14 protein-coding genes are annotated in these 21,708 nt (G+C 56.9%); 7 read left to right on the top strand and 7 right to left on the bottom strand.

The features are described 5' to 3' along the window. Window positions 1-226: 226 nt before the first annotated feature. Together ACGS9J_RS07540 and ACGS9J_RS07535 are read left to right on the top strand one after the other, a co-directional pair. The gene (locus ACGS9J_RS07540; protein ID WP_442230344.1) at window positions 227-1,903 is read left to right on the top strand and encodes a ShlB/FhaC/HecB family hemolysin secretion/activation protein; all 1,677 of its coding nucleotides are present in this window, start codon (window positions 227-229) and stop codon (window positions 1,901-1,903) included. Between the two features lie 45 nt (window positions 1,904-1,948). Beyond that, complete coding sequence (locus ACGS9J_RS07535) at window positions 1,949-6,772, top strand: hemagglutinin repeat-containing protein (RefSeq protein WP_442230343.1); 4,824 nt, start codon at window positions 1,949-1,951, stop codon at window positions 6,770-6,772. 144 nt (window positions 6,773-6,916) lie between these two features. Here ACGS9J_RS07535 and ACGS9J_RS07530 read toward each other — a convergent pair whose 3' ends face one another. The 6 genes from ACGS9J_RS07530 to ACGS9J_RS07505 form a co-directional block, all read right to left on the bottom strand. Next, entirely contained in the window at window positions 6,917-8,566 is a 1,650-nt protein-coding gene (locus ACGS9J_RS07530) for a Na/Pi cotransporter family protein (protein WP_442230342.1), read from the bottom strand. 295 nt (window positions 8,567-8,861) lie between these two features. Beyond that, the gene (locus ACGS9J_RS07525; RefSeq protein WP_442230341.1) at window positions 8,862-9,854 is read right to left on the bottom strand and encodes an ABC transporter ATP-binding protein; all 993 of its coding nucleotides are present in this window, start codon (window positions 9,852-9,854) and stop codon (window positions 8,862-8,864) included. Window positions 9,855-9,858: 4 nt separating this feature from the next. After that, window positions 9,859-10,644: an ABC transporter permease gene (locus tag ACGS9J_RS07520; RefSeq protein WP_442230340.1), complete on the bottom strand. Its 786-nt coding sequence runs from the start codon at window positions 10,642-10,644 to the stop codon at window positions 9,859-9,861. Between the two features lie 17 nt (window positions 10,645-10,661). After that, on the bottom strand, window positions 10,662-11,501 hold the full coding sequence (locus tag ACGS9J_RS07515; protein ID WP_442230339.1) for an ABC transporter permease: 840 nt from the start codon (window positions 11,499-11,501) through the stop codon (window positions 10,662-10,664). Between the two features lie 8 nt (window positions 11,502-11,509). Then, window positions 11,510-12,307 (bottom strand): alkaline phosphatase family protein, encoded by a 798-nt coding sequence (locus ACGS9J_RS07510; protein WP_442230338.1) that lies wholly within the window; start codon window positions 12,305-12,307, stop codon window positions 11,510-11,512. 11 nt (window positions 12,308-12,318) lie between these two features. Beyond that, window positions 12,319-13,380, bottom strand: a complete 1,062-nt coding sequence (locus ACGS9J_RS07505) for an ABC transporter substrate-binding protein (RefSeq protein WP_442230337.1) — start codon at window positions 13,378-13,380, stop codon at window positions 12,319-12,321. 318 nt (window positions 13,381-13,698) lie between these two features. Between ACGS9J_RS07505 and ACGS9J_RS07500 the strand changes: the two genes are divergently transcribed. Next, window positions 13,699-14,409 (top strand): UTRA domain-containing protein, encoded by a 711-nt coding sequence (locus ACGS9J_RS07500; protein WP_442230336.1) that lies wholly within the window; start codon window positions 13,699-13,701, stop codon window positions 14,407-14,409. Window positions 14,410-14,446: 37 nt separating this feature from the next. On the opposite strand, the gene metH is transcribed toward ACGS9J_RS07500, so the two are convergent. Then, window positions 14,447-18,142, bottom strand: coding sequence for a methionine synthase (metH, locus tag ACGS9J_RS07495; RefSeq protein WP_442230618.1), 3,696 nt, complete (start codon window positions 18,140-18,142; stop codon window positions 14,447-14,449). Window positions 18,143-18,340: 198 nt separating this feature from the next. Here metH and iclR point away from each other — a divergent pair, with 198 nt between their 5' ends. From iclR to ACGS9J_RS07475, 4 genes are all read left to right on the top strand, one after another. Further along, entirely contained in the window at window positions 18,341-19,171 is an 831-nt protein-coding gene (gene iclR, locus ACGS9J_RS07490; RefSeq protein WP_442230335.1) for a glyoxylate bypass operon transcriptional repressor IclR, read from the top strand. A gap of 74 nt (window positions 19,172-19,245) precedes the next feature. Continuing rightward, window positions 19,246-20,145 carry a GntR family transcriptional regulator YhfZ gene (gene yhfZ / locus ACGS9J_RS07485; RefSeq protein WP_442230334.1) on the top strand — a complete coding sequence of 300 codons (900 nt, stop codon included), beginning with the start codon at window positions 19,246-19,248 and terminating at the stop codon, window positions 20,143-20,145. Window positions 20,146-20,308: 163 nt separating this feature from the next. Further along, window positions 20,309-21,193 (top strand): hypothetical protein, encoded by an 885-nt coding sequence (locus tag ACGS9J_RS07480; protein ID WP_442230333.1) that lies wholly within the window; start codon window positions 20,309-20,311, stop codon window positions 21,191-21,193. Window positions 21,194-21,335: 142 nt separating this feature from the next. Then, the gene (locus ACGS9J_RS07475) at window positions 21,336-21,686 is read left to right on the top strand and encodes a hypothetical protein (protein WP_442230332.1); all 351 of its coding nucleotides are present in this window, start codon (window positions 21,336-21,338) and stop codon (window positions 21,684-21,686) included. The last annotated feature ends 22 nt before the right edge of the window (window positions 21,687-21,708 follow it).

Here is a 21,708-nt window from a genome sequence, read left to right as displayed (position 1 = left end):
TTTTAATTACCTCATTATGAGTAATTGATGGGTAATAATTAAAAATATAAACAAGCAGCCTAATTATTTTTTATAAAAATAAAAACCCACCGTCTTATTTGTCACAGGCGAATAAGAACCCCGCAATGTGATTGTCGCTCGCGCTTTCGGGCCGGCCATTGGCCGTCCGTTTATTGACCTCATGGATTGAGCAGGCCGCTCCAGCGGCTTCTCATAATGGATTACGATGATTAGAAAAACCGCCGCCCTGGCGCTGCTGTTCAGCACCGCGCTCCCTGCCGCCACCCTGCCGGAAATGGGCCATTTCTCGCCGATGAGCGAATCGCGTCGTGCCCTGCAAGACGGCACGCGTGAAGTGAATCAACAAATAGAACAACGCCGCTACCAACAGCTTAAGCAACAGCAACTGCTTGCTGAGCCGGAACCCGCTGCGCCGGCGCTGCCACGTTCTGCCCAATGCCTGCCGATCGACGGCGTGTACCTGCAAGGCATCACTCTGTTATCAGCGAAAGAGTTGGCGACGCTGAGTGCCCTGCCGGAACGCTGTATCAGCAGCAATGACATCAACCGCCTGACGCGTGAATTGACCCGGCTATACCTGGATAAAGGTTATATCACCGCCCGCGTGCAATTTATTCGCCCCAATGCCAAAGGGGAATTAGGTCTGCGGGTCACCGAAGGGTTTATCGAAAAAATAGAGGGGGGCGATCGCTGGGTTAATCGCCAATTATTATTCCCCGGCTTGGAAGGTCAGCCGTTGAAATTAACCCAACTCGATCAGGGGTTAGATCAGGCCAATCGTTTGCAATCGAATAAAACCCGATTGGATATATTGCCAGGCAGCCAAACTGGCGGTTCCATTATTCGGCTGCATAATCAACATACTAAACCCTGGTTGCTGTCCGCCACTTTGGATAATTACGGTCAGAAAAATACCGGTCAATGGCTGGCGCGCAGCACGGCAACGCTGGACAGCCCTTTCGGCCTGTCAGACTTCGCCAGCCTCAACGTTGCCGGCTCGCTGGACAACCCGGCGCAGCGCTATAATCGCGCCTATACCCTGCTCTATTCCCTGCCCTACGGCGCTTTGACCTTCAGCGGCTTTGCCAGCTACTCGCAATACCTGAACCACCAGCAGTTGGTGTTCAACCGCTATAAACTGCACGGTCAGACCCAACAGTACGGTCTGCGCGGCGACTATGTATTTTATCGCGATCGCGACCAGATCAACGCCCTGAGTGGCCAGCTGACCCATAAACGCATCACCAACTATTTCGATACGATACGTATTGGCCTTGGCAGCCCAACGCTCAGCCTGTTCGAATTGGGCGTGAACCACCTGCAGATCCTGCCTACCGGCCTGATCAGCGCCAACCTCAGCGTGGAACAGGGACTGCCGTGGTTTGGCGCCGACCGTCACGCTGGCGCCGGTCTCCCCGATGCCCAATTCACCAAGGGGAAAGTGTTCGCCAACCTCAACCAACGCTTCCGACTTGCCGGTTCCAGTTACCAATTGAGCAACCTGCTGTATGGGCAATACAGCCGCGATCGCTTGCCTGGCGTGGAATGGCTCAGCTTGACCGACCGCAGCGCGATCCGTGGTTTCAGCCGCAGCACGCTGTCGGGTGATAACGGCTGGTATCTGCAAAATACCCTGTCCCGCAGTTTCTCCCTGGGTCAAAGCATCCTCACCCCGCGCATTGGCGGCGATGTCGGCCGGGTGCTGCCACGCGACAACCGACCTTCCGGCTGGCAAAGCAGCGCGGGGTTAAGCGCCGGTGCCACCCTGCGCTATCAGCGGGCCACGCTCGACGTCGAAGCCAGTCGCGGTTGGCTACTGTCCAGTCACTCGATGCCCGACGATCCGATCCAGGTACTGGCGCGCTTTTCGTACACCTTTTAGCTAGCGTTTTTTTGCACTACCACAGCGATATATGGAGATACATGGATGAAAAATAATAACTTCAGGCTTTCAGGCGCGGGGAAGCTGGCCGCTTCACTGGCGATCATTCTCGCCTCGCTCGGCAGCGCTTACGCCGGTGAGATCGTCGCGGCCAACGGCGCTAACGGACCTGGCGTTTCAACCGCCGGTAACGGCGCACAGGTGGTGAATATCGTGACGCCTAATGATCACGGGCTGTCACATAACCAGTATCAGGATTTCAACGTCAACCAACCCGGCGCGGTACTGAATAACTCGCTCGATGCAGGACTGTCTCAGTTGGCCGGCCAACTGGGCGCCAACCCGAACCTGAACAGTCAGGCGGCCAGCGTGATCCTCAATGAAGTGATCAGCCGTAACCCGTCGCTGTTGCACGGACAGCAAGAAATCTTCGGCATGGCGGCCGACTACGTGCTGGCTAACCCGAACGGCATCAGTTGCAGTGGCTGCGGTTTTATCAATACCAGCCGCTCGTCGCTGGTGGTGGGTAACCCCCTGGTGGAAAACGGCATGCTGCAGGGCTACAGCACGCTGGGCAATCGCAACGCCCTGAGCCTTGATGGCAAGCTGAATGTCGGCGGTGTGCTGGATTTGATCGCACCGCGAATCGACAGCCGCGGCGAGGTGATCGTCACGCCGGCCTACGACAAAAAAAGCGGCAAAATGCGCTCGGATATCAATGCCATCAGCGGTAATAACCGCGTCTCACGCGATGCGCAGGTGCTCAGCAGCGAGCAACCGTTGGGCGCACTGGACAGCTACTATCTCGGCAGCATGCAGGCGGGACGTATCAATATCATCAATACTGCGGCAGGCAGCGGCGTGAAGTTGGCGGGCAAACTGCAGGGCGACGATCAGATCCGGGTGAAAGCTTACGACATTCGCGCCGAAAGCCGGGTCAATGAAAACAGCAGCAACCGCAACAGCGGTGAAAATTACCGGAATTGGTTCGGAGGTACCTACATCAATGACCGCAGCACCGGCCAGAAGCTGGCGCGCACCGAACTCAAGGGCAAAAATATCAGCCTGGTGGCCGATAACAGTAACCACCTGACCGCCACCGACGTTCGCGGCGACGAAATCACACTGCAAGGTGCCAGTCTGACGCTCGACGGCCAGCAACTGAAGCAGACTCAGGGCCACACCAACGAACAGTGGCGGTTATCCTGGCAGTATGATGTGACCCGTGAGAATGAACAACATCAGCAGGTCGGCAGCAGTGTCCACGCCAGCAAAAATGCCACCTTGACCGCCACCGGGCAGGATGTGAGGTTGCTGGGCGCCAGTGTGACGGCGGGCGATGCGCTAAACATCGAGGCCAAACGCGATGTGCAGCTCAGCGGGCTGGTCGAACGGGATAAAACCAGCGAGCGCGGGTATCAGCGTAACCATACTTCCAGCCTGCGTACCGGCCGTTGGAGCAACAGCAACGAAACTGAGACCCTGAAGGCCAGCGACTTGCGCGCCGGTGGCGATCTGACCCTGACAGCCGGCAACAAATTGCTGACTCAAGGGGCCAAAGCCCATGCGGGTAACAACCTGACGGTCAACGCCAACGATAGCATCAACATCGATGTGCAAAAGACCGCCAATGCGAAAACCGTTCGCGACAATAAAACCTCCTGGGGCGGCATCGGCGGCGGCAATAACCAGGACAACAGCAACCTCCGTGAAGTCAGTAACGCCTCCGAACTGACGGCCGACAGCACTCTGCGACTTAACGGTCAGCAGGGCGTCACCATTACCGGCAGTAAGGCAAGGGGCAAGCAAGGCGGTTTTGTCGAGGCCACCGCCGGCGGCCTGCGCATCGATAATGCCCTCAGCACCACGGTTGACAAGATTGATGCCCGTACCGGCACGGCCTTCAACATCACCAGCAGTTCGCAAAAATCCAATAACAGCCATCAACAATCCACCGCCAGCGAACTGGTTTCCGATACCAACCTGCAGTTGGTCAGCAAACAGGATACCGACGTGGTGGGCAGCCTGGTGACCAGCACCGGTAAACTGGAGGTCAATGCCGGTGGCAATATCAATGTCAGCGCCGGGGAGCAGCAGCAACGCATTGATGAACAGAAAACCGCACTCGCCATCAACGGCTATGCCAACGAGAAAGGTGATAAGCAATACCGCGCCGGTGTACGCATCGAGCACACTAGCGACAGCGAGAAAACCACCCGCAGCGAACAGCAGTCGTCAACGTTAAGTGGCGGCAGCGTAGCGTTGAAAGCGGACAAAGACGTAACCTTCACCGGTTCTAAACTGATAACCACTCAGGGGGACGCCAGCGTCAGCGGCGATAACGTCTCCTTCCTGGCCGCCGACAACAAAACCACCCGCGATACCGAACAAACCAAAGTCGGCGGCGGGTTCTACTACACCGGCGGCATCGATAAAGCCGGTTCCGGCATCGAAGGGGGTTACGAGCACGGCAAAACGCACGCGGAAAGCAGCCAGGCGGTGACGTCGGGCAGTGATATCGCGGGCAATCTGACGATTAACGCCAAAAACAAACTGACCCAGCAAGGTGCACAACACCAGGTCGGCGGCAAATATCAGGAGAATGCCAACAGTGTTAATCATCTGGCCGCCGTCGACAGCGAAAGCAGCCACACCACTAAAACCGACGTCGGCGTAAACATCGGTGCCAACGTCGATTACAGCGCTGTCACCCGCCCGGTAGAACGTGCGGTAGGCAAAGTCGCCAAGCTCGACGCCAACGGCGTGATTAACGAGATCGGCGCTATCGGCGCACCGAATATCGGGCTGGATATTGGCGCCAATGGCGGCAGCAGCGAAAAGAACAGCAGCAGCTCGCAAGCCGTGGTCAGCAAGATTACCGCCGGATCCATCGACGTAAAAGCCAGCGGAAAATTGCAGGATACCGGAACACAGTATCAGGCGACTCAAGGCAGCGTAGCGCTGACAGCCGATAGCCATCACAGTGAAGCGGCGAAAAACAGCCGGCAGGAAAGCAGCAGCGAAACTCGCGGCGGCGCCAGCGTGCGCGTTTATACCACCACCGGCAGCGATCTGACCGTCGATGCCAAAGGTGAAGGCGGCAATAAACACAGTGAAAGCTCCGGTAGCCAGGCGGTTACCGGTAGCATCACCGCTGCCAACGGCATCGACATCAAGGTCAAGCAAGACGCCGTGTATCAGGGCACCTCGTTGGATGCCGGCGACGGCAAGGCTAAGGTAAAGGCGGAAGACGGCAACATCCGTTTCGAACAGGCCACCGATACCAGCCATGAAAGCCATAATGGTTTCAACGTCAAAGTCTCAGCCAAAGGCGGTACCACTCCGGAGACCAAAAGCGTCGGCCTTGGGCTGGGCGGCGGTTACAGCAATGGGAAGAGTGACGGCAGCAGCGCGCAAGTCAGCCACATCGGCGGCAAACAGGGCGTAGAACTGGATGCCGGTCGTGGGCTGACGCTGCAGGGCAGCAATGTTACCAGCCAAGGCGACGTTTCGCTGAAAGCGGGAGACAAGGTCGCGCTCCAGGCAGCTCAATCGCAGCAGACCCGTAAGGACGATACGCTTTCCGGCAATATCGATATCGGTGGCAACAGCACCGATAGCGACAAAAAGAGCGCGGGCGGCCTTTCCCTCGGCGGCACGTTTGACCTTGCCAAGGTAGATGAGTCCTCGACGACCCAGCAAGGTGGCAAAATCACCAGCGGCGGCGCAGTGACCATTACCGCCAAAGGTCACGACGATCGGGCCGTGCATCTGCAGGGCACCGAGGTCAAAGGCAGCAGCGTTGGTCTGAACGCCGAGCACGGCGGCGTGGTGCTGGAGTCGGTGCAAAACCGGGAGCAGAAAAACAACTGGAACCTGGGGCTGAAGGCTAACGCCAAAGGCGGCCAATCCTTCAATAAGGACGCCAACGGCAAGGTGGATACCACCAGCGGCAGTGATACCCATACCCTGGGTGCCGGGGTGAAAGTCGGCGTCGATAACCTGCAAAAAACCACCCAGGGCAACAGCCTGATTAGCGCCGGGGAAGTCACGCTCAACAGTGGTAAAGACACCCAACTGGCCGGTGCCCGGATCGATGCCGACAGCGTGCAAGGCAACATCGGCGGCGATCTGCGCGTCGAGAGCCGCAAGGACAGCGAAAGCAGCGTGAAGGTCAATGTGGATGTCGGTCTGAGCCACACCAACGATCCGGCCAGCAGCATCACGTCCAAGCTGTCGAAAGTGGGTACGCCACACTACGCCGGTAAGGTGAAGGAGAAACTGGAGGGCGGTATCAACAAGGTCGCTGACGCCACCACCGACAAGTACAACAGCGTAGCTCGTCGCCTCGATCCGCAGCAGGACACCACCGGTGCGGTCAGCTTCAGCAAGGCCGACGGCAAGGTTACCCTGCCGGAAACGCAGGTCGGCGAAAAAGAGAAGGCCCCGTTATGGGATCGCGGCGCTCGCTTCCTTGGCAATAAATCCAAAGAGAGCCTGACCGGTCCCGCCGGGTTGCAAGGCCAGTTCAAGGTCAACGCCGACGTGGTCAATAACGATGCGGTTGGCGTGCAGTCCGCCATTAACGGGAAAAACGACGTGGCGCTCAACGTACAGGGCACCACCCGTCTGACCGGTGGCGAGATCCGCAGCCAGCAAGGCGAAGTGACGCTGGGTAACGGTAAACTGGAACAGCAGGACGTGGCGGGCAATCGCTATCAGGGCGGCGGTCACCTCGACGCGGCGGCCTCGGTCGGCGCACTGCTGGGGATTGCCGGCAAAAGCGTGGTAAACCTGGAGACACCGGTCGGCGGTTATATCAATAACCAGGCCGCCGATGCCAAGGCAGGTGTTTTCTCGGGTAAATAATTAGCAGTAAATGGTCCCCTCTCCCTTGGGAGAGGGTTAGGGTGAGAGGAAGCATACCGAAACGAAAGCCCCTCACCCCGGCCCTCTCCCCCAGGAGAGGGAGACTCTTGCCTAGGCAATGCTGTTGGCAGTCGGGACATTTTTTTACAGCGTGCTGGGCGTATCCTCCCACTCACGCTCATCATCCTTTTCATCCTGATCCAGCACGTTGTACGCCACCGCACAGAACAGTGAGTTCAGGCGTTTCATATCCCCCAACAGCCCCAGATGCAGCGAACTGGTTTCAATGCTTTGCACGTTCTGCTGATGCAAGCGATCAACGTGCGCATGGGCGTAACGGCGGTCAAGAATGCGGAACCGATGCTTGGAGCGCCGCAGTCGCTTGGCACTGGTAAGGTCGCCGGACAGGAACACCGACAGCCCCAAACGCAGATTGCCGATCAGCCGCTCATGCAGCGCATCCAGCTCTGCCAGCCCCTCGGTTGAGAATGCCCGTCGCGCGGCGTGCGATTTCGATCCCACGTCGCCGGCCATCCGCTCGATAATGTCTCCCGCCTGTTCCAGGTTCAGCGCCATCTCGATGATTTCCGCCCAGCGGCGAGAATCTTCCTCGCCCAGATCTTCTTTCTGGATCTGCGCCAGATACAGCTTGATGGCGGTATACAGCACGTCGACGTCATCATCCAGCCGACGTACCTCTTTATCCTGCCCTTGTTTGCCGTGCAGCACTTCGCGTTGCAGAACCATCATGTGTTCCACCACGTCGCCCATGCGCAGGGTTTCACGGGCCGCATTGGCCAACGCCAGCGTCGGGGTATCCAGCGCACTGGCATCAAGGTGTCGCGGCCGCAATCGGGGATCGTCGGCCGCCACGTCGGCAATCAGCGTTTCGCACAGGCGCGCCATCGGCCCGGCCAACGGGATCAACACCAGGCAACGGATCAGGTTGTAAAATACGTGGAAGTAAATCACCAGCTCTTCGTTTTCACCGGGCAATCGGGCCATCACGTCGGCCAGGTAAGAGACAAACGGCAGCACCAGCACACAACCGATCAGCTTGAACAACAGGCTGCCGAGCGCCACCCGACGGCCGGCGGCATTCTGGCCGCTGGTGTTGATTACCGCCAGCAAGCCGCTGCCGAGATTGGCACCAATCACCAGGCACAGCGCCACCTTCAACGAGATCACCCCGGAGGCGGTCAGGGTGGCGGTCAGCAACACCGCCGCCAGGCTGGAATAACTGACAATGGCGAACAGCGCGCCGGTCAGGGCATCGAGCATCACATCGCCGGTCAGTGACGAGAACAGCACCTTGACGCCCGCCGCCTGGGTGATTGGCGTAGCGGCAGCCACGATCAGTTCCAGCGCCAGCACGATCAGCCCAAGGCCGATGCACACCCGCCCCATTTGCCCCACGCGGGTTTGCTTGCGGCTGAGAAACAAGAACACGCCGACCAGGATCAGCAGCGGTGACAGCCAGGAGAGATCAAAGGTCAGTATCCGCGCCATCAGCGCGGTACCCACATCGGCGCCGAGCATGATCACCAGTGCGGGCGTCAGCCCCACCAGCCCTTGCGCGACGAAAGAAGTGACCAGCAGTGCCGTGGCATTGCTGCTTTGCACCAGCGCGGTTACGCCGATACCGGAGACGAACGCCAGCGGTTTTTTCTCCACGCTGTCGCTCAATACCCGGCGCAAATTAGCGCCGTAGACCCGCATAATTCCGGTGCGCACGATGTGGGTGCCCCACACCAACAGCGCGACGGCTGAAAGCAGGTGAAGAAGGGTCAACACGGAAAATACGCTCCATTCACGCCAGCAGGAAAAATCAAATCCATACCCTATGAATTTCGAGTTGCAGGACGGCGGCAAGCGGGTGGATCCCCAGGAGCTTACTCAAGTAAGTGACTGAGGTGAGACCGCGCTGCCAACACACCTGCAGCTTGAAAGGCGACGGGTATAGCAGGCTATCCTGCCTGCCAGGCGTGCATAAAGGCAGGACAGCGGCAACAGGCTGCAGACCGCTTATTGGAGGGTTAACGCAACGGCAGGAATTACCCTGGAGTTATCATTGAATGCCGCAGCGATGTCATGCAACTTCCCGTAATGTAACAATTTCTAAGTGTAGTCCAATTTCACTGCCGTCGGGCCGCAAATCGTCGACCGAACGGTTGAGCACGTCGACCAGCAGCTCCACGCCGCGGGTCTTCACCCGATAGCGCACCACGTTGCCCAACAGGCTGTGGTTGAGGATCACCGCGGCGATCCCCTGCCCGGCAGGCACCAGAGTGATGGACTCCGGCCGAACAGCTACCTTACCGTGGTAAGGGCTGCCGGTCAAAGCCGTCGCCTGTTCCGCGCTCAGCAGGTTGTAGTTACCGATAAATCCGGCGGCGAAGACGTCGGCCGGCTGGGTGTAGAGAGTTTCCGCATCGCCGCTTTGCACAATTTGCCCTTTATTCATCAACACGATGCGATCCGACAGCGTCAGCGCCTCTTCCTGATCATGGGTGACGAAGATGGCCGTCAGGTTCAGCTCGCGCTGGATCCGGCGGATCTGTTCACGCAGATGCTTGCGGATACGCGCGTCCAGTGCCGAGAGGGGTTCATCAAGCAACAGCAGGCGCGGTCGGGTCACCAACGACCGCGCCAGCGCGACCCGTTGACACTGGCCGCCGGACAGTTGATGCGGATAACGCTTCGCCAGTTCGGTCAGTTCCACCAACGCCAGCACCTCTTGTACTCGCTGCTGGATCTGGCCGGCGGCCAACTTTTGCATTTTCAGACCGAACGCGACGTTGCCTTCGACGGTCATGTTCGGGAATAACGCATAGCTCTGGAACACCATGCCGATACCGCGTTTTTGCGGGGAGACCGGCACCAGATCCTGCCCCTGCAGCAGGATCTGCCCGCTGTCGACCGGGGTCAGCCCCGCCAGACAGCGCAGCAGCGTGGATTTACCGCAGCCGCTTGGCCCGAGCAGCGTAACAAACTCGCCTTCCTCGGCGGTGAAGTCGATATCCTGAAACACCTGGGTCTGGCCATAATGTTTATTGAGGCGGGTGACATTGAGATAAGCCATGCGGTTAGCCCTTATTTTTATTCAGCAAATTCGCCAACCAGGTGACAATCAGCACCACGGCGAAATAAGAAATGACCAGCGCGCTGGTGAAATGGCCGCTGCCGTTGCGCATGTTATAGAGGTAAACCTGCAGCGTTTCATACTGGCTGCCCACCAGCAGGTTGGCGAAGACGAATTCGCCAATCAGGAAAGAGAACGAAAGCAGCACCGCAATCATCCCGCCCTTGCGCAAATTCGGCAGCACCACCAACAGCGCCGCCTGCCAGGTGCTGGCGCCCAACAGATGCGCGGCATCCATCAGGTCGCGCAGATTGATCGCCTGCATGTTGTTGCTGATGGCACGGTAAATAAACGGCAGCGCAATGGAAAAATAACAGCCGATCAGGATCCACGGCGTCCCCAACAGCGGCAGCGGATCGGCGGCGAACAGTTGCATCAGTCCGACCGCCGACACCACCGGCGGCACGGCAAACGGCAACAGGATCAGCACGTTCATCACCGCGTCCAGCTTGGGGAAATAGTAAGCAATCACAAACATCATCGGCAAAATCACCACCACCGCCAGCACCAGGGTGCCAAAGCAGATCAACAACGAATGCCACAGCGCCAGCAGGAAACGGGGATCGCACCATAACGCCACCAACCATTTCAGGGTAAAACCGTCCGGCAGGATAGTCGCCCCCCATTGGGTGGCCAGCGCATAAATCAGCGTCGCCGCCAGCGGCAACAGCAGGATCAGCAACAACAGGCCGCTCACCACACGGTGATAGCCGGTTTCAAAACGCGACATGACCGCCCTCCGCTAAATTATGAGCGCGCATTGAGGTAGCTCCTGCGCAACAGCCATTGATGGATCAGGGTAATAAACGCCATCATCGCCACCAGCAGCATCGCCAGCGCGCTGGCCAGGTTAGGATCGAGAGAAATATCCCCCGCCACCAATGCCGATATACGGATCGGGATCACGTTGAAATTGCCGGTGGTCAACGCATACACCGTGGCATAAGCCCCCAATGCATTGGCCAGCAGGATGACAAAGGTCCCCATCAGCGCCGGTGCCAATACCGGCAAGCCGATATGCCGCCAATAGCGCCAAGGACTGGCGCCGAGCAGCGATGCCGATTCGCGCCAGTCTTCGCGCAATGCGTCAAACGCCGGGTAAAGCAACAATACGCCCAGCGGGATCTGGAAGTAGGTGTAAAGCACGATCAGCCCGGTTTTGGAGTAAAGATTAAAACTCTCCATCAGGCCATATTTGCGCAGCAGCAACGTCAGGCAACCGTTCAGCCCCAGCAGGATGACGAAGGCAAATGCCAACGGCACCCCGGCGAAGTTACTGGTCATGTTGGTAAACGACATCACAAAATCATGGAACCGCGTCTGGCCCAGTTGGCGCAGTGAGTAACTGCCAACTAATGCAATCAACAGCCCGTAAACGCTCGACCAGAGAGAGATCTCCAGCGAGAACTGAAACGCCTGCAAATAGAACGGCGAGGTCAGCACATCAACATAGTTGCCCAGCCCCCAGCCGCCGGTCTGGCTGAAAAAACTGCTGACGGCAATCCACACCAGCGGCGCAATTTGAAACGCACCGAACAGCAGGATGAACGGCAGCAGGCACAGCGCGGCAATCCACTTGGCTTTCATACTCACCCTTATGCCAACAACGCACGGCAGCGCGGCTTGTCGTGCGGTACCTGCAACACTTCGCACAGAGTACCGCACAGGTCGGTTTGCTGCGGGTTGGCGTCGTTCTGGCTGAATGCGTCGCCGAAGACAAACAGCGGCACCTGCCGCTCTTCCGGCAACACGCCGCCGTGGCTGCGATCGTCATTCATGCCGTGATCGGCGGTGACCATCACCTGATAACCGGCGTTCAACCAGTCGGCCAAATAGCGCGACAACACGCCGTCGACATGGCGCGCTGCATTGCGGTACTGCGGTGAGGACAACCCAAAACGGTGCCCGGCGTCGTCAATGTTCATCGGATGGATCAGCAAGAAATCGGGTTGATGACGGCGGCGCAAACTTTCCGCATCGTCAAACAGGTGGGAATCCGGGTAGCGATCGTCGTAATAAAAATGGCCGTGCTGGATCGGCAGCTCGGCATCGTCGGTATGACGATCGCGCGCGGCGTCGAACGGGGTACGGTTGTACAGCTCACTGAACCAATGATAGGCCGCCGCAGCGGTAGTCAGGCCCGCGGCGCGCGCATAGTGAAACACGCTTTGCTGATGCGAAAGGCGTGACACCTGGTTATGCACCACGCCGCTCTCCACCGGCGGCACACCGGTAAGGATGCATTCGTACAGCGGCCGGGAGAGCGAGGGTAACTCGCTCTCCAACAGATACAACCGTCCGCGTCCTGCCGCACATTCGGCCTGCAGATAGCCCATGGCGTCATGCGCCACCTGATAGTTCAGCCCGTCCAGCAGCACGAGGATGGTTTTCATAATGGCTTAACTCACTGCTGCATAAACATAATGACGTTCTCCTGCCACTGACGCGGCAGCGTTTTGGCACTCTGCTCCCAGGCCGCCGGATCGGCGATTGGGTGGGCATTTTTATACTGTTCCGTCGGCAGCAGTTTGGCTTTGACGTCGTCCGGCAGCGTCAGATGCTCCGCACGGATAGGACGGGCATAGCCCCGTGCCAGATTGATCTGACCGGCATCGGAGAAGATGTATTCGCGTGCCAGCTTGGCAGCGTTCGGGTGTTTGGCGTATTTGTTGATAATGGTGGTGTAGCCGGAGGTGATGGAGCCGTCGGACGGGATCAGCACTTCAAAACGGGTTTTGTCGATCTGGTCACGGTAGTTAAGCCCGTTAAAGTCCCACACTACGCCAACCTGCACTTCGCCTTTCTCCAGCGAAGCGATCACCGGGTTGCTCAGGCTCAAACGCCCGGCCTTGGCCAGCTTGCCGAAGAACTCCAGACCCGGTTTCAGGTTCTTTTCATTGCCGCCCATCGCATAGGTTGCCGCCAGCACGCCGCTGGCCGCCTGCGAAGCGGTGCCAACGTCACCAATGGTCACCTGGTAAGTGCCCTTCAACAGATCCGCCCAGCTGTGCGGGATCTCTTTCACCTGTTTTTTATTGATAATGAAGGCAATGGTGCCGGTATAGGCCAGCGCCCAGTGGCCGTCCTTGTCTTTAGCCCAGTCAGGCACCTGCTCCCAGGTGGAAGGCTTATACGGCTGGGTCACTCCTTTTTGTACCGCAATCGGGCCGAATGCCGCTCCCACATCACCAATATCCGCCGTGGCATTGCTCTTTTCCGCATCGAACTTGGCGATTTCCTGTGCCGAACTCATGTCGGTATCGGCATGCTTGAGCCCATACTTGCTCAGCAGATCCTGCCAGGTATCTTTCCAGTTGGCCCAGCTGTCCGGCATGCCGACGCTGTTAACTTCCCCTTCTTTCCTGGCAGCCTGTTCCAGCGCCGCCAGATCGGAATCGGCAGCCCAGCTCATTTGACTGGTCAGGACCATGACGCTGGTTAACACAGAGGCGCACAAAGGTTTCATAACTGATGCTCCGGGTGGTAGTGTGGAAGTGACTGGACTAGTCCAGCAAGAACCAAGCCAATCTAACGGACGAATGTGATAATTATATGTCAGTCTAAAAAAGCAGCGGTTTTATCGCATTTGGCGTGTCCGTCAGTCCTCCGTTGATCTACCTTTAGCGGGGCCATACCCTATGAATTTCAAGTTGCAGCTAGGCGCCCAGCTCGCTCATCCCCAGGCGCTTACTAAAGTTAAGTAACTGGGGTGAGCGAGTGCAGGTAACAACGCTGTAGCTTGAAAGACGACGGGTAAAGCGCACTGAAATGGGGCATTTGTAGCATGAGTGAAGTACCGACAACCGTGGCGATTATCTGCCAGACGTTGAACGCCCGGATAGCCAGCGGCGAATTCAACCTCGGCGGCAAGCTGCCTTCCGAACGCGCTCTGAGCGAACAGTTTTCCACGACCCGCATTACGCTGCAGGAAGCGCTCGGCCAGTTGGAGACCCAGGGCGTGATTTATCGTCAGGTCAGGCGCGGTTGGTTTATCTCGCCGCCCCGGCTGATCTACAACCCGCTGCAACGCAGCCACTTCCACGCCATGGCGCAACAGCAAGGGCGTGATGCCCATACCGAGGTGATCGACAGCGCTACCGTGCCGCTGCGCGACGACCTGAGCCAAAAGCTGGCCTTGGCGCCCGGTACCGAGGTCTATCGCATTCGTCGGTTGCGCTACATCGATGGCCGCGCGGTGCTGTATTGCGAGCACTACCTCAACCCGGCCTACTTTGCCGGCATTCTGGAGGAGGATTTAACCCAGTCGCTGACCGGGTTGTACGCCGAACGCTACGGCATTCGCTACGGGCGGGTACGTTTCGAGATGCTGCCAACCCTGCTGTCGCAAGAAGCGGCCGCCATGCTGAAGGTGACCTACGGCAGCCCGGCGCTGTTTATTACCCGGGTTAACCGCGATCAGCACGATCGGGTGATTGATTGTGACCTGGAATATTGGCGTTATGATGCGTTGCACATTGACGTCGAAGCGCTGTAATGACATGGGCGCATTGCTGCGCCCATCAAGGAGAGGATCAGTCGGCGTCGTAACCGAGGTTAGGTGCTAACCAGCGTTCAACCTCGCTGACGCTCATGCCTTTGCGCGCCGCATAGTCTTCCACCTGATCGCGCTGGATCTGCGCCACCGCGAAGTATTTGCTCTGCGGATGGCTGAAGTACCAGCCGGACACCGCCGCCCCAGGCCACATGGCGAAGGACTCGGTCAACACCATGCCGGTATGGCGGTTAACGTCCAGCAATCGCCAGATCTCCGCTTTCTCGGTGTGTTCCGGACAGGCCGGATAACCCGGTGCCGGACGAATGCCCTGGTAATTTTCGCGGATCAGCTCTTCGTTGCTCAGGTTCTCGTCAGTGGCAAAGCCCCAGTGCAACTTGCGCACCTGCTCATGCAGATACTCGGCGAAAGCCTCCGCCAAACGGTCGGACAACGCTTTCACCATGATTTTATTGTAATCATCGTGCTGCGCGTCATAGGCCGCCGCCAGTTCATCCTCTTCCAGCCCGCCGGTCACCGCGAAGGCGCCGAAATAGTCGGCCTTGCCGCTGCTTTTCGGCGCAACAAAGTCGGCCAGACAGTAGTTCGGGAAATCGGTTTTTTCGGTCTGCTGGCGCAGGTGGCGGCTGACCACCAGCACCTCATCGCGGTTTTCGTCGCGATACACTTCAACGTCGTCACCGACGCGGTTGGCCGGGAACAGGCCGTAAACGCCGCGCGGGTTGAGACTGCCGTTGGCGGCCAGCATATCCAGCATCTGGTTGGCGTCGGCGAACAGCCGCTTGGCCTCTTCACCCACCACTTCATCTTCCAGAATGCGCGGGTATTTGCCTGCCAGCGACCAGGTCATGAAGAACGGCGTCCAGTCAATATAATGGCGCAGCGTCTCTATGCCGGCTTCAACCGGGTAAACGCCCAGCTGCTTCGGCACCGGCGGCTGGTAATTTTCCCAGTCCAGCGTCATGGCGTTCGCACGCGCCTTTTGCAGATCAACCGGCGGGGTACGCGGTTTTTTACGCGCGTGCTGGATACGCACGGTTTCATATTCTTTGCGGGTACGCGCCACAAAGTCGTCGCGTTGGGTGTCGGAAAGCAAGGCCGATACCACGCCCACGGTGCGCGAGGCATTTTGTACGTAAGTGGTTGAGCCACTGTAATTCTGCTCAATCTTCACCGCGGTATGGGCTTTGGAGGTGGTAGCGCCGCCGATCAGCAACGGCAGGGTAAAGCCCTGACGCTCCATCTCTTTCGCCACGTTGACCATCTCGTCCAGCGACGGAGTGATCAGCCCGGACAAACCGATAATATCCACGTTCTGCTCGCGTGCGGTTTTCAGGATTTTCTCCGTCGGCACCATCACGCCCAAATCGACAATTTCGTAGTTGTTGCACTGCAGCACCACGCCGACGATATTCTTGCCGATGTCGTGCACGTCGCCCTTCACCGTCGCCAGCAGGATTTTGCCCGCCGTAGAGCCTTTTTGCTTGCTGGCCTCAATGTACGGCTCCAGATAGGCCACCGCCTGTTTCATCACGCGGGCGGATTTCACCACCTGCGGCAGGAACATTTTGCCTTCGCCGAACAAATCGCCGACCACGTTCATGCCCGCCATCAATGGCCCTTCGATCACTTCGATCGGACGATCCGCCCTTTGCCGGGCCTCTTCGGTATCCAGCTCGATAAACTCGGTAATGCCTTTTACCAACGAGTATTCCAACCGCTTTTCGACCGGCCAGCCGCGCCACTCCGCCTGCTGCACCGCCACTTCGTTGTCTTTGCTGCCACGGTATTTTTCCGCCAGTTCCAGTAACCGCTCGGTACCGTCGTCGCGGCGGTTGAGGATCACGTCTTCCACCGCGTCGCGCAGTTCGGCCGTCAGATCATCGTAGATCGCCAGTTGCCCGGCGTTGACGATCCCCATGTCCATGCCGTTGCGGATCGCGTGATACAGGAACACCGCGTGGATCGCCTCACGCACCGGATCGTTGCCACGGAATGAAAACGACACGTTGGACACGCCGCCGGAAATCATCGCGTGCGGCAGGTGGGTTTTGATGTCGGCGCAGGCTTCGATAAAGTCGACAGCATAGTTGTTATGCTCTTCGATACCGGTAGCGACGGCAAAAATGTTCGGGTCGAAAATGATGTCTTCTGGTGGGAAGCCGACGCGCTCGGTCAGAATTTTATAGGCGCGGCGGCAAATCTCGAATTTGCGCTCGCGCGTATCGGCCTGGCCCACTTCGTCGAACGCCATCACCACCACCGCGGCGCCATAACGACGCACCAGTTTGGCGTGATGAATAAAGGCCTCTTCGCCCTCTTTCATCGAGATGGAGTTAACGATGCCTTTGCCCTGTATGCACTTCAGGCCTTTTTCGATCACCGACCATTTGGAGGAGTCGATCATGATCGGCACGCGGGCGATATCCGGCTCACCGGCAATCAGGTTGAGGAAACGCACCATCGCCGCTTCGGCGTCGAGCATCCCTTCATCCATGTTGATGTCGATAATCTGTGCGCCGCTTTCCACCTGTTGACGAGCCACGGCCAGCGCTTCGCTGTATTTCTCTTCTTTGATCAGCCGTTTAAAGCGAGCAGAGCCGGTGACGTTGGTACGCTCACCCACGTTGACGAACAAGGTTTTGGCATCGATGTTCAGCGGCTCAAGACCCGCCAGACGGCAAGCGACCGGGATCTCCGGCAGTTGGCGCGGCGGGACACCCGCCACGGCCTTGACCATGGCGGCGATGTGCTCCGGCGTGGTGCCGCAGCAGCCGCCGATAATATTCAGGAAGCCGGCATGCGCCCACTCGCCGACCTGTTTCGCCATCTCTTGCGCGTCCAGGTCATATTCACCAAACGCATTGGGCAAACCGGCGTTGGGGTGCGCAGTGACGTAGCTTTCCGATATGCGCGACAGTTCGGCAACGTATTGGCGCAGTTCGTCCGGCCCCAATGCGCAGTTCAGGCCAAAACTCAGCGGCTGGACATGGCGCATCGAGTTATAGAAGGCTTCCGTGGTCTGGCCGGACAGGGTACGGCCCGAGGCATCGGTGATGGTGCCGGAAATCATGATCGGCAGCGCAACGCCCAAGGCTTCGAATTCGGTTTCCACCGCAAAGGCGGCGGCCTTGGCATTCAGGGTATCGAAGATGGTTTCGATCATGATCAGATCGACACCGCCTTCCACCAGCGCACGCGTCGATTCGCGGTAGGCTTCCACCAACTCGTCGAAAGAAACGTTGCGGAACGCCGGATCGTTGACGTTCGGCGAGATAGAAGCGGTGCGGTTGGTCGGCCCCAGTACCCCGGCCACGTAACGCGGCTGATCTGGGGTGCGCGCGGTCCATTCGTCGGCGCAGGCACGTGCCAGACAGGCGGCCTGATAGTTAATCTCGGCGGACAGCGACTCCATATGGTAGTCGGCCATAGCGATGGAGGTGGAGTTGAAGGTATTGGTTTCGAGAATGTCGGCTCCCGCTTCCAGATAGCCGTAGTGAATGGCGGTAATGACCTCGGGCTTGGTCAGCACCAGCAGGTCGTTATTGCCTTTCAGATCGCTTTGCCAGTCGGCAAAACGCTCACCACGAAAGTCGCTCTCTTCCAGACGGTAGCTCTGGATCATGGTGCCCATGCCGCCGTCCAACACTAAAATTCGCTGCGCTAACTGCCGGCGCAGTTGTTCTACTCGATTTGTCACTGTAGCCCCTTCAATTACCGATCCAGCCCATCGCTCAATTGCTGCAAAAACCAACGAGTCATCCTAGCACAGGTTGTGCCGCCAAAGGGGCGAGCGGTAATTGAGAGTTTTTCAGGTTACCCGGCAACACATCCGATGAGCTGATTGACGGCTTGCAATTCATGCGTAAAAAACGAAAATGAATTCCATCATACGGAAAAAGGAATGTGAATCATGGTCACCCCCGTTCCCGCCAAACGCGGCAAGAAGCCCCGCGCTGCCTCCCCGAGCGCCAGTGCGGCGACCGGCCAGGTGCAGTCGCTGACCCGTGGCCTGAAATTATTGGAATATATTGCCGAAGCTCAGGGCAATGTGGCGCTGACCGACCTGGCCCAACAGGCCGGGCTACCGAACTCCACCACTCACCGTCTGCTTTCGACCATGCAACAGCAAGGGTTCGTGCGTCAGGTCGGCGATCTGGGCCTGTGGACCATCGGCTCACACGCCTTTGTGGTGGGCAGCAGCTTCCTGCAAAGCCGTAACCTGCTGGCGATGGTGCACCCCACGCTGCGTCGTTTGATGGAAGAATCCGGCGAAACGGTTAACCTGGCAGTGCTGGATACCAGCGAGTACCAGGCGATTATTATCGATCAGGTGCAATGCACTGCGCTGATGCGCATGTCGGCGCCCATTGGCGGCAAACTGCCGATGCACGCCTCCGGTGCCGGGAAAGCCTTTCTTTCCACCTTGCCGGACGATCAGGTAACCAAATTGCTGCATAAAAAGGGCATGCAAACCTATACGCCACATACGCTGACGCCGCACAACCTGAAGGAAGGGCTGGCGCAGATCCGCAAGCAGGGCTTTTCCTTTGACGATGAAGAGCATGCACTCGGCCTGCGCTGCGTGGCGGCCTGCATTTTCGACGAGCACCGCGAAGCCTTCGCCGCTATCTCGATTTCCGGGCCGGTGTCACGCATTACCGACAACCGCGTGATTGAGCTGGGCGCCTTGGTGATCCACGCGGCGAAAGAGATCAGCCTGGAATACGGCGGCGTACGTTAAAACTGAGCAACGCCGTTGCATTAAACCTTCAAATAATCGAATATTATAGGTTCCATCGCCCCAATGAGCCGCCAATGAGAGACAAATTCATTAAGAAAGAAGGTATTGCGATTATCCAGCTTGCCAGATATTTGCTGGATGAGAAGCCGATGAACCGGTTACGCACTATCGACGAACTCTCTGAAAGTTTTGGTCTCTCGGTCGGCATTGTCCAAAACGCCCTCAAATCATTGGAAAACAGCGGTTGTATCCAGTTGGAACGGCGTGGCCGCAACGGGACGCAGTTAAACCAGTTAAATTATCAGGCGCTGTTGGCGCAAGCCGATATTGGCAATATGGTCTGCGCCATGCCACTCCCCTACACCAAACTTTATGAAGGTTTGGCCAGTGGCCTGAAAATACAGTTTGGGCAAATCCCGCTTTACTACGCGCATATGCGCGGAGCCAGCGTACGTATCGAATGTCTTCTGGATGGCATATACGATATGGCCGTAGTCTCCCATTTGGCCGCCAGGCAAGTCTTGCAGGCCGGGAAAGCCCGTATTGCTCTGGAGTTAGGCGCGGGATCTTATGTTTCCGGCCATCAGATGGTTTACCGCCGGGGCGAAGAAAATAGCATCCGCCGCGTGGGCCTGGACTCGCGATCGCCCGATCAGCGCCAATTGTCCGAGCTCTACTTTGGTGGGCAAGAGATGCAATATGTCGATACGCCTTATCACGACTGCTTAAATCAAATAGAAAAAGGCAATATCGATGCAGCCATCTGGAATGTGGTGCAAAACTTTACCAGCAATACCCTGGTTGCTATCCCCTTGCAAGGCCACCCCTACTATATTCAGGCTTCCGAAGCCGTGTTGCTGGTCCGCAGCGACGATACCCTGATTCAAAGCCTTGTGGCACGTCAGGTTGACAAAAAACACCTGCTGCAGCATCAGCAAAATGTCGTATCAGGCAAGGAGGAACCGTTTTATTAATTTATATTTGTATATAATTAATGCCAATATTCATTTACAGCCTCCTGCCAATAAAACCCTCTCGTCCATATTAATGCCCATCAATAGGTATAAAATAACGGCGTATTTTTAGTTCCAGACATTATATCCACGATTTTAGGCATATAGAGAAGGAATGAATAAAATGAAACGCGAGAATAAATATAATCACGGTGACTACACGGATTTCCTTACCGCAATAAGAACTTTTGAATGCTCTATCGATCCGCTGGAAGCCAACTATTACGATGCACATTATGAGGATGATAAAGCGGTAAGTTATCAACAGGTTGAATATCCTGGGCGCGTCATTCGCGACAAAGATGGGGTTCCCTTGCTCAGTACCACATCAATAAAGGGCTATTTCATCAAGCTGGGAATTGATAAATACTATACCCGCGGATCTAGCGACCCCGAAATGTTCCGCAAAATGCAATACGCCGTGATGAATTACTTGGGTTTTGTCGGTTATCAATTCAGTGAACATGATCTTTGGGATCTCGGTTATTATCATCATTATGATAAAGAAAACTTGCCCATGTATTATTCAGACGTAGATGTCAGTAATTGGTCCAATGGCGTACGCGATAAAATCATGGTACTCCCTGAAGGCAAAATCCACATCACCGACGTCAATACTTGGCGAGGAACATTTACCGGCAAGCATGACATTAACTCTTTTGACGATGTCATCAACCCAGACAAACAGGAGTTTATTGCCCGTGACCATTTCGACAATAAATACCAAAATATTGTTTTACAGTTGTCTGGCCACGGAAAAACCCTCAGTGATTATCTGGGAAAGACTCTGCGCTGGAGCAAATGCCAGCCACGATTAGCGCCTCCGGGTGACCGCCCCGATGAGGTCGCCATTAGCCTATCGGGTTTGCTGGCAGGCGCGCATTTACGCGGAGCGGAAGGCGTCGTCGCCCTGTTGGTCAATCATGAAAATCACGCCGATGAAAACAAAACGGCTATCCTGCAATATGTTTATGATTTTGGCGGATACGACACGCCTTATGATAAGTAAACGAGCGTGGATCCCCCTGGCGTCGCAAGCGGCGCCTCGCTATATTTGTGATCTTGTTCAAGTAATAATCACTTCTCCGTTGTCGTCCGTCATAGGCTCACATACCCTCTCGCTCATATATTCAAAAAAATGAGGATATAACATGATAAACCAGGGTCTGGACACACTGCGGCAAGCCAAAGTGATTGATGAAGATATTTATCAGGGAATGCTGGCGGTGACCGAACAACTGCAACAGCATTGCCAACGCCCTTTACCCGCGGAACAAGGCTGGTTGGCCATAGCGCACATGGCTAACGCACTGATGCGTTGCCGCCAGCAACAGCCTGTTTCACCGTTAGATGACGAGATATTGGCGGAAATCGCGGAAGCCGGGAAATTGGAAGAAGTGCGTGAGCTTAATAATGCCCTGATGAAGAATTTTACCGTCAAACTTCACCCTGATGAAGAAGGCTATCTGTTGGCCAATTGGTACAGTCTGAGCAAAGCATAACTGCCACGAATAATTTATCTTA

This window comes from Serratia quinivorans, assembly GCF_052113645.1.
In the GTDB taxonomy this organism is placed as follows: Bacteria; Pseudomonadota; Gammaproteobacteria; order Enterobacterales; family Enterobacteriaceae; genus Serratia; species Serratia quinivorans_B.
Note: the sequence above shows the minus strand (reverse complement) of the source record. Positions and strands in the feature narration are given on the sequence as shown.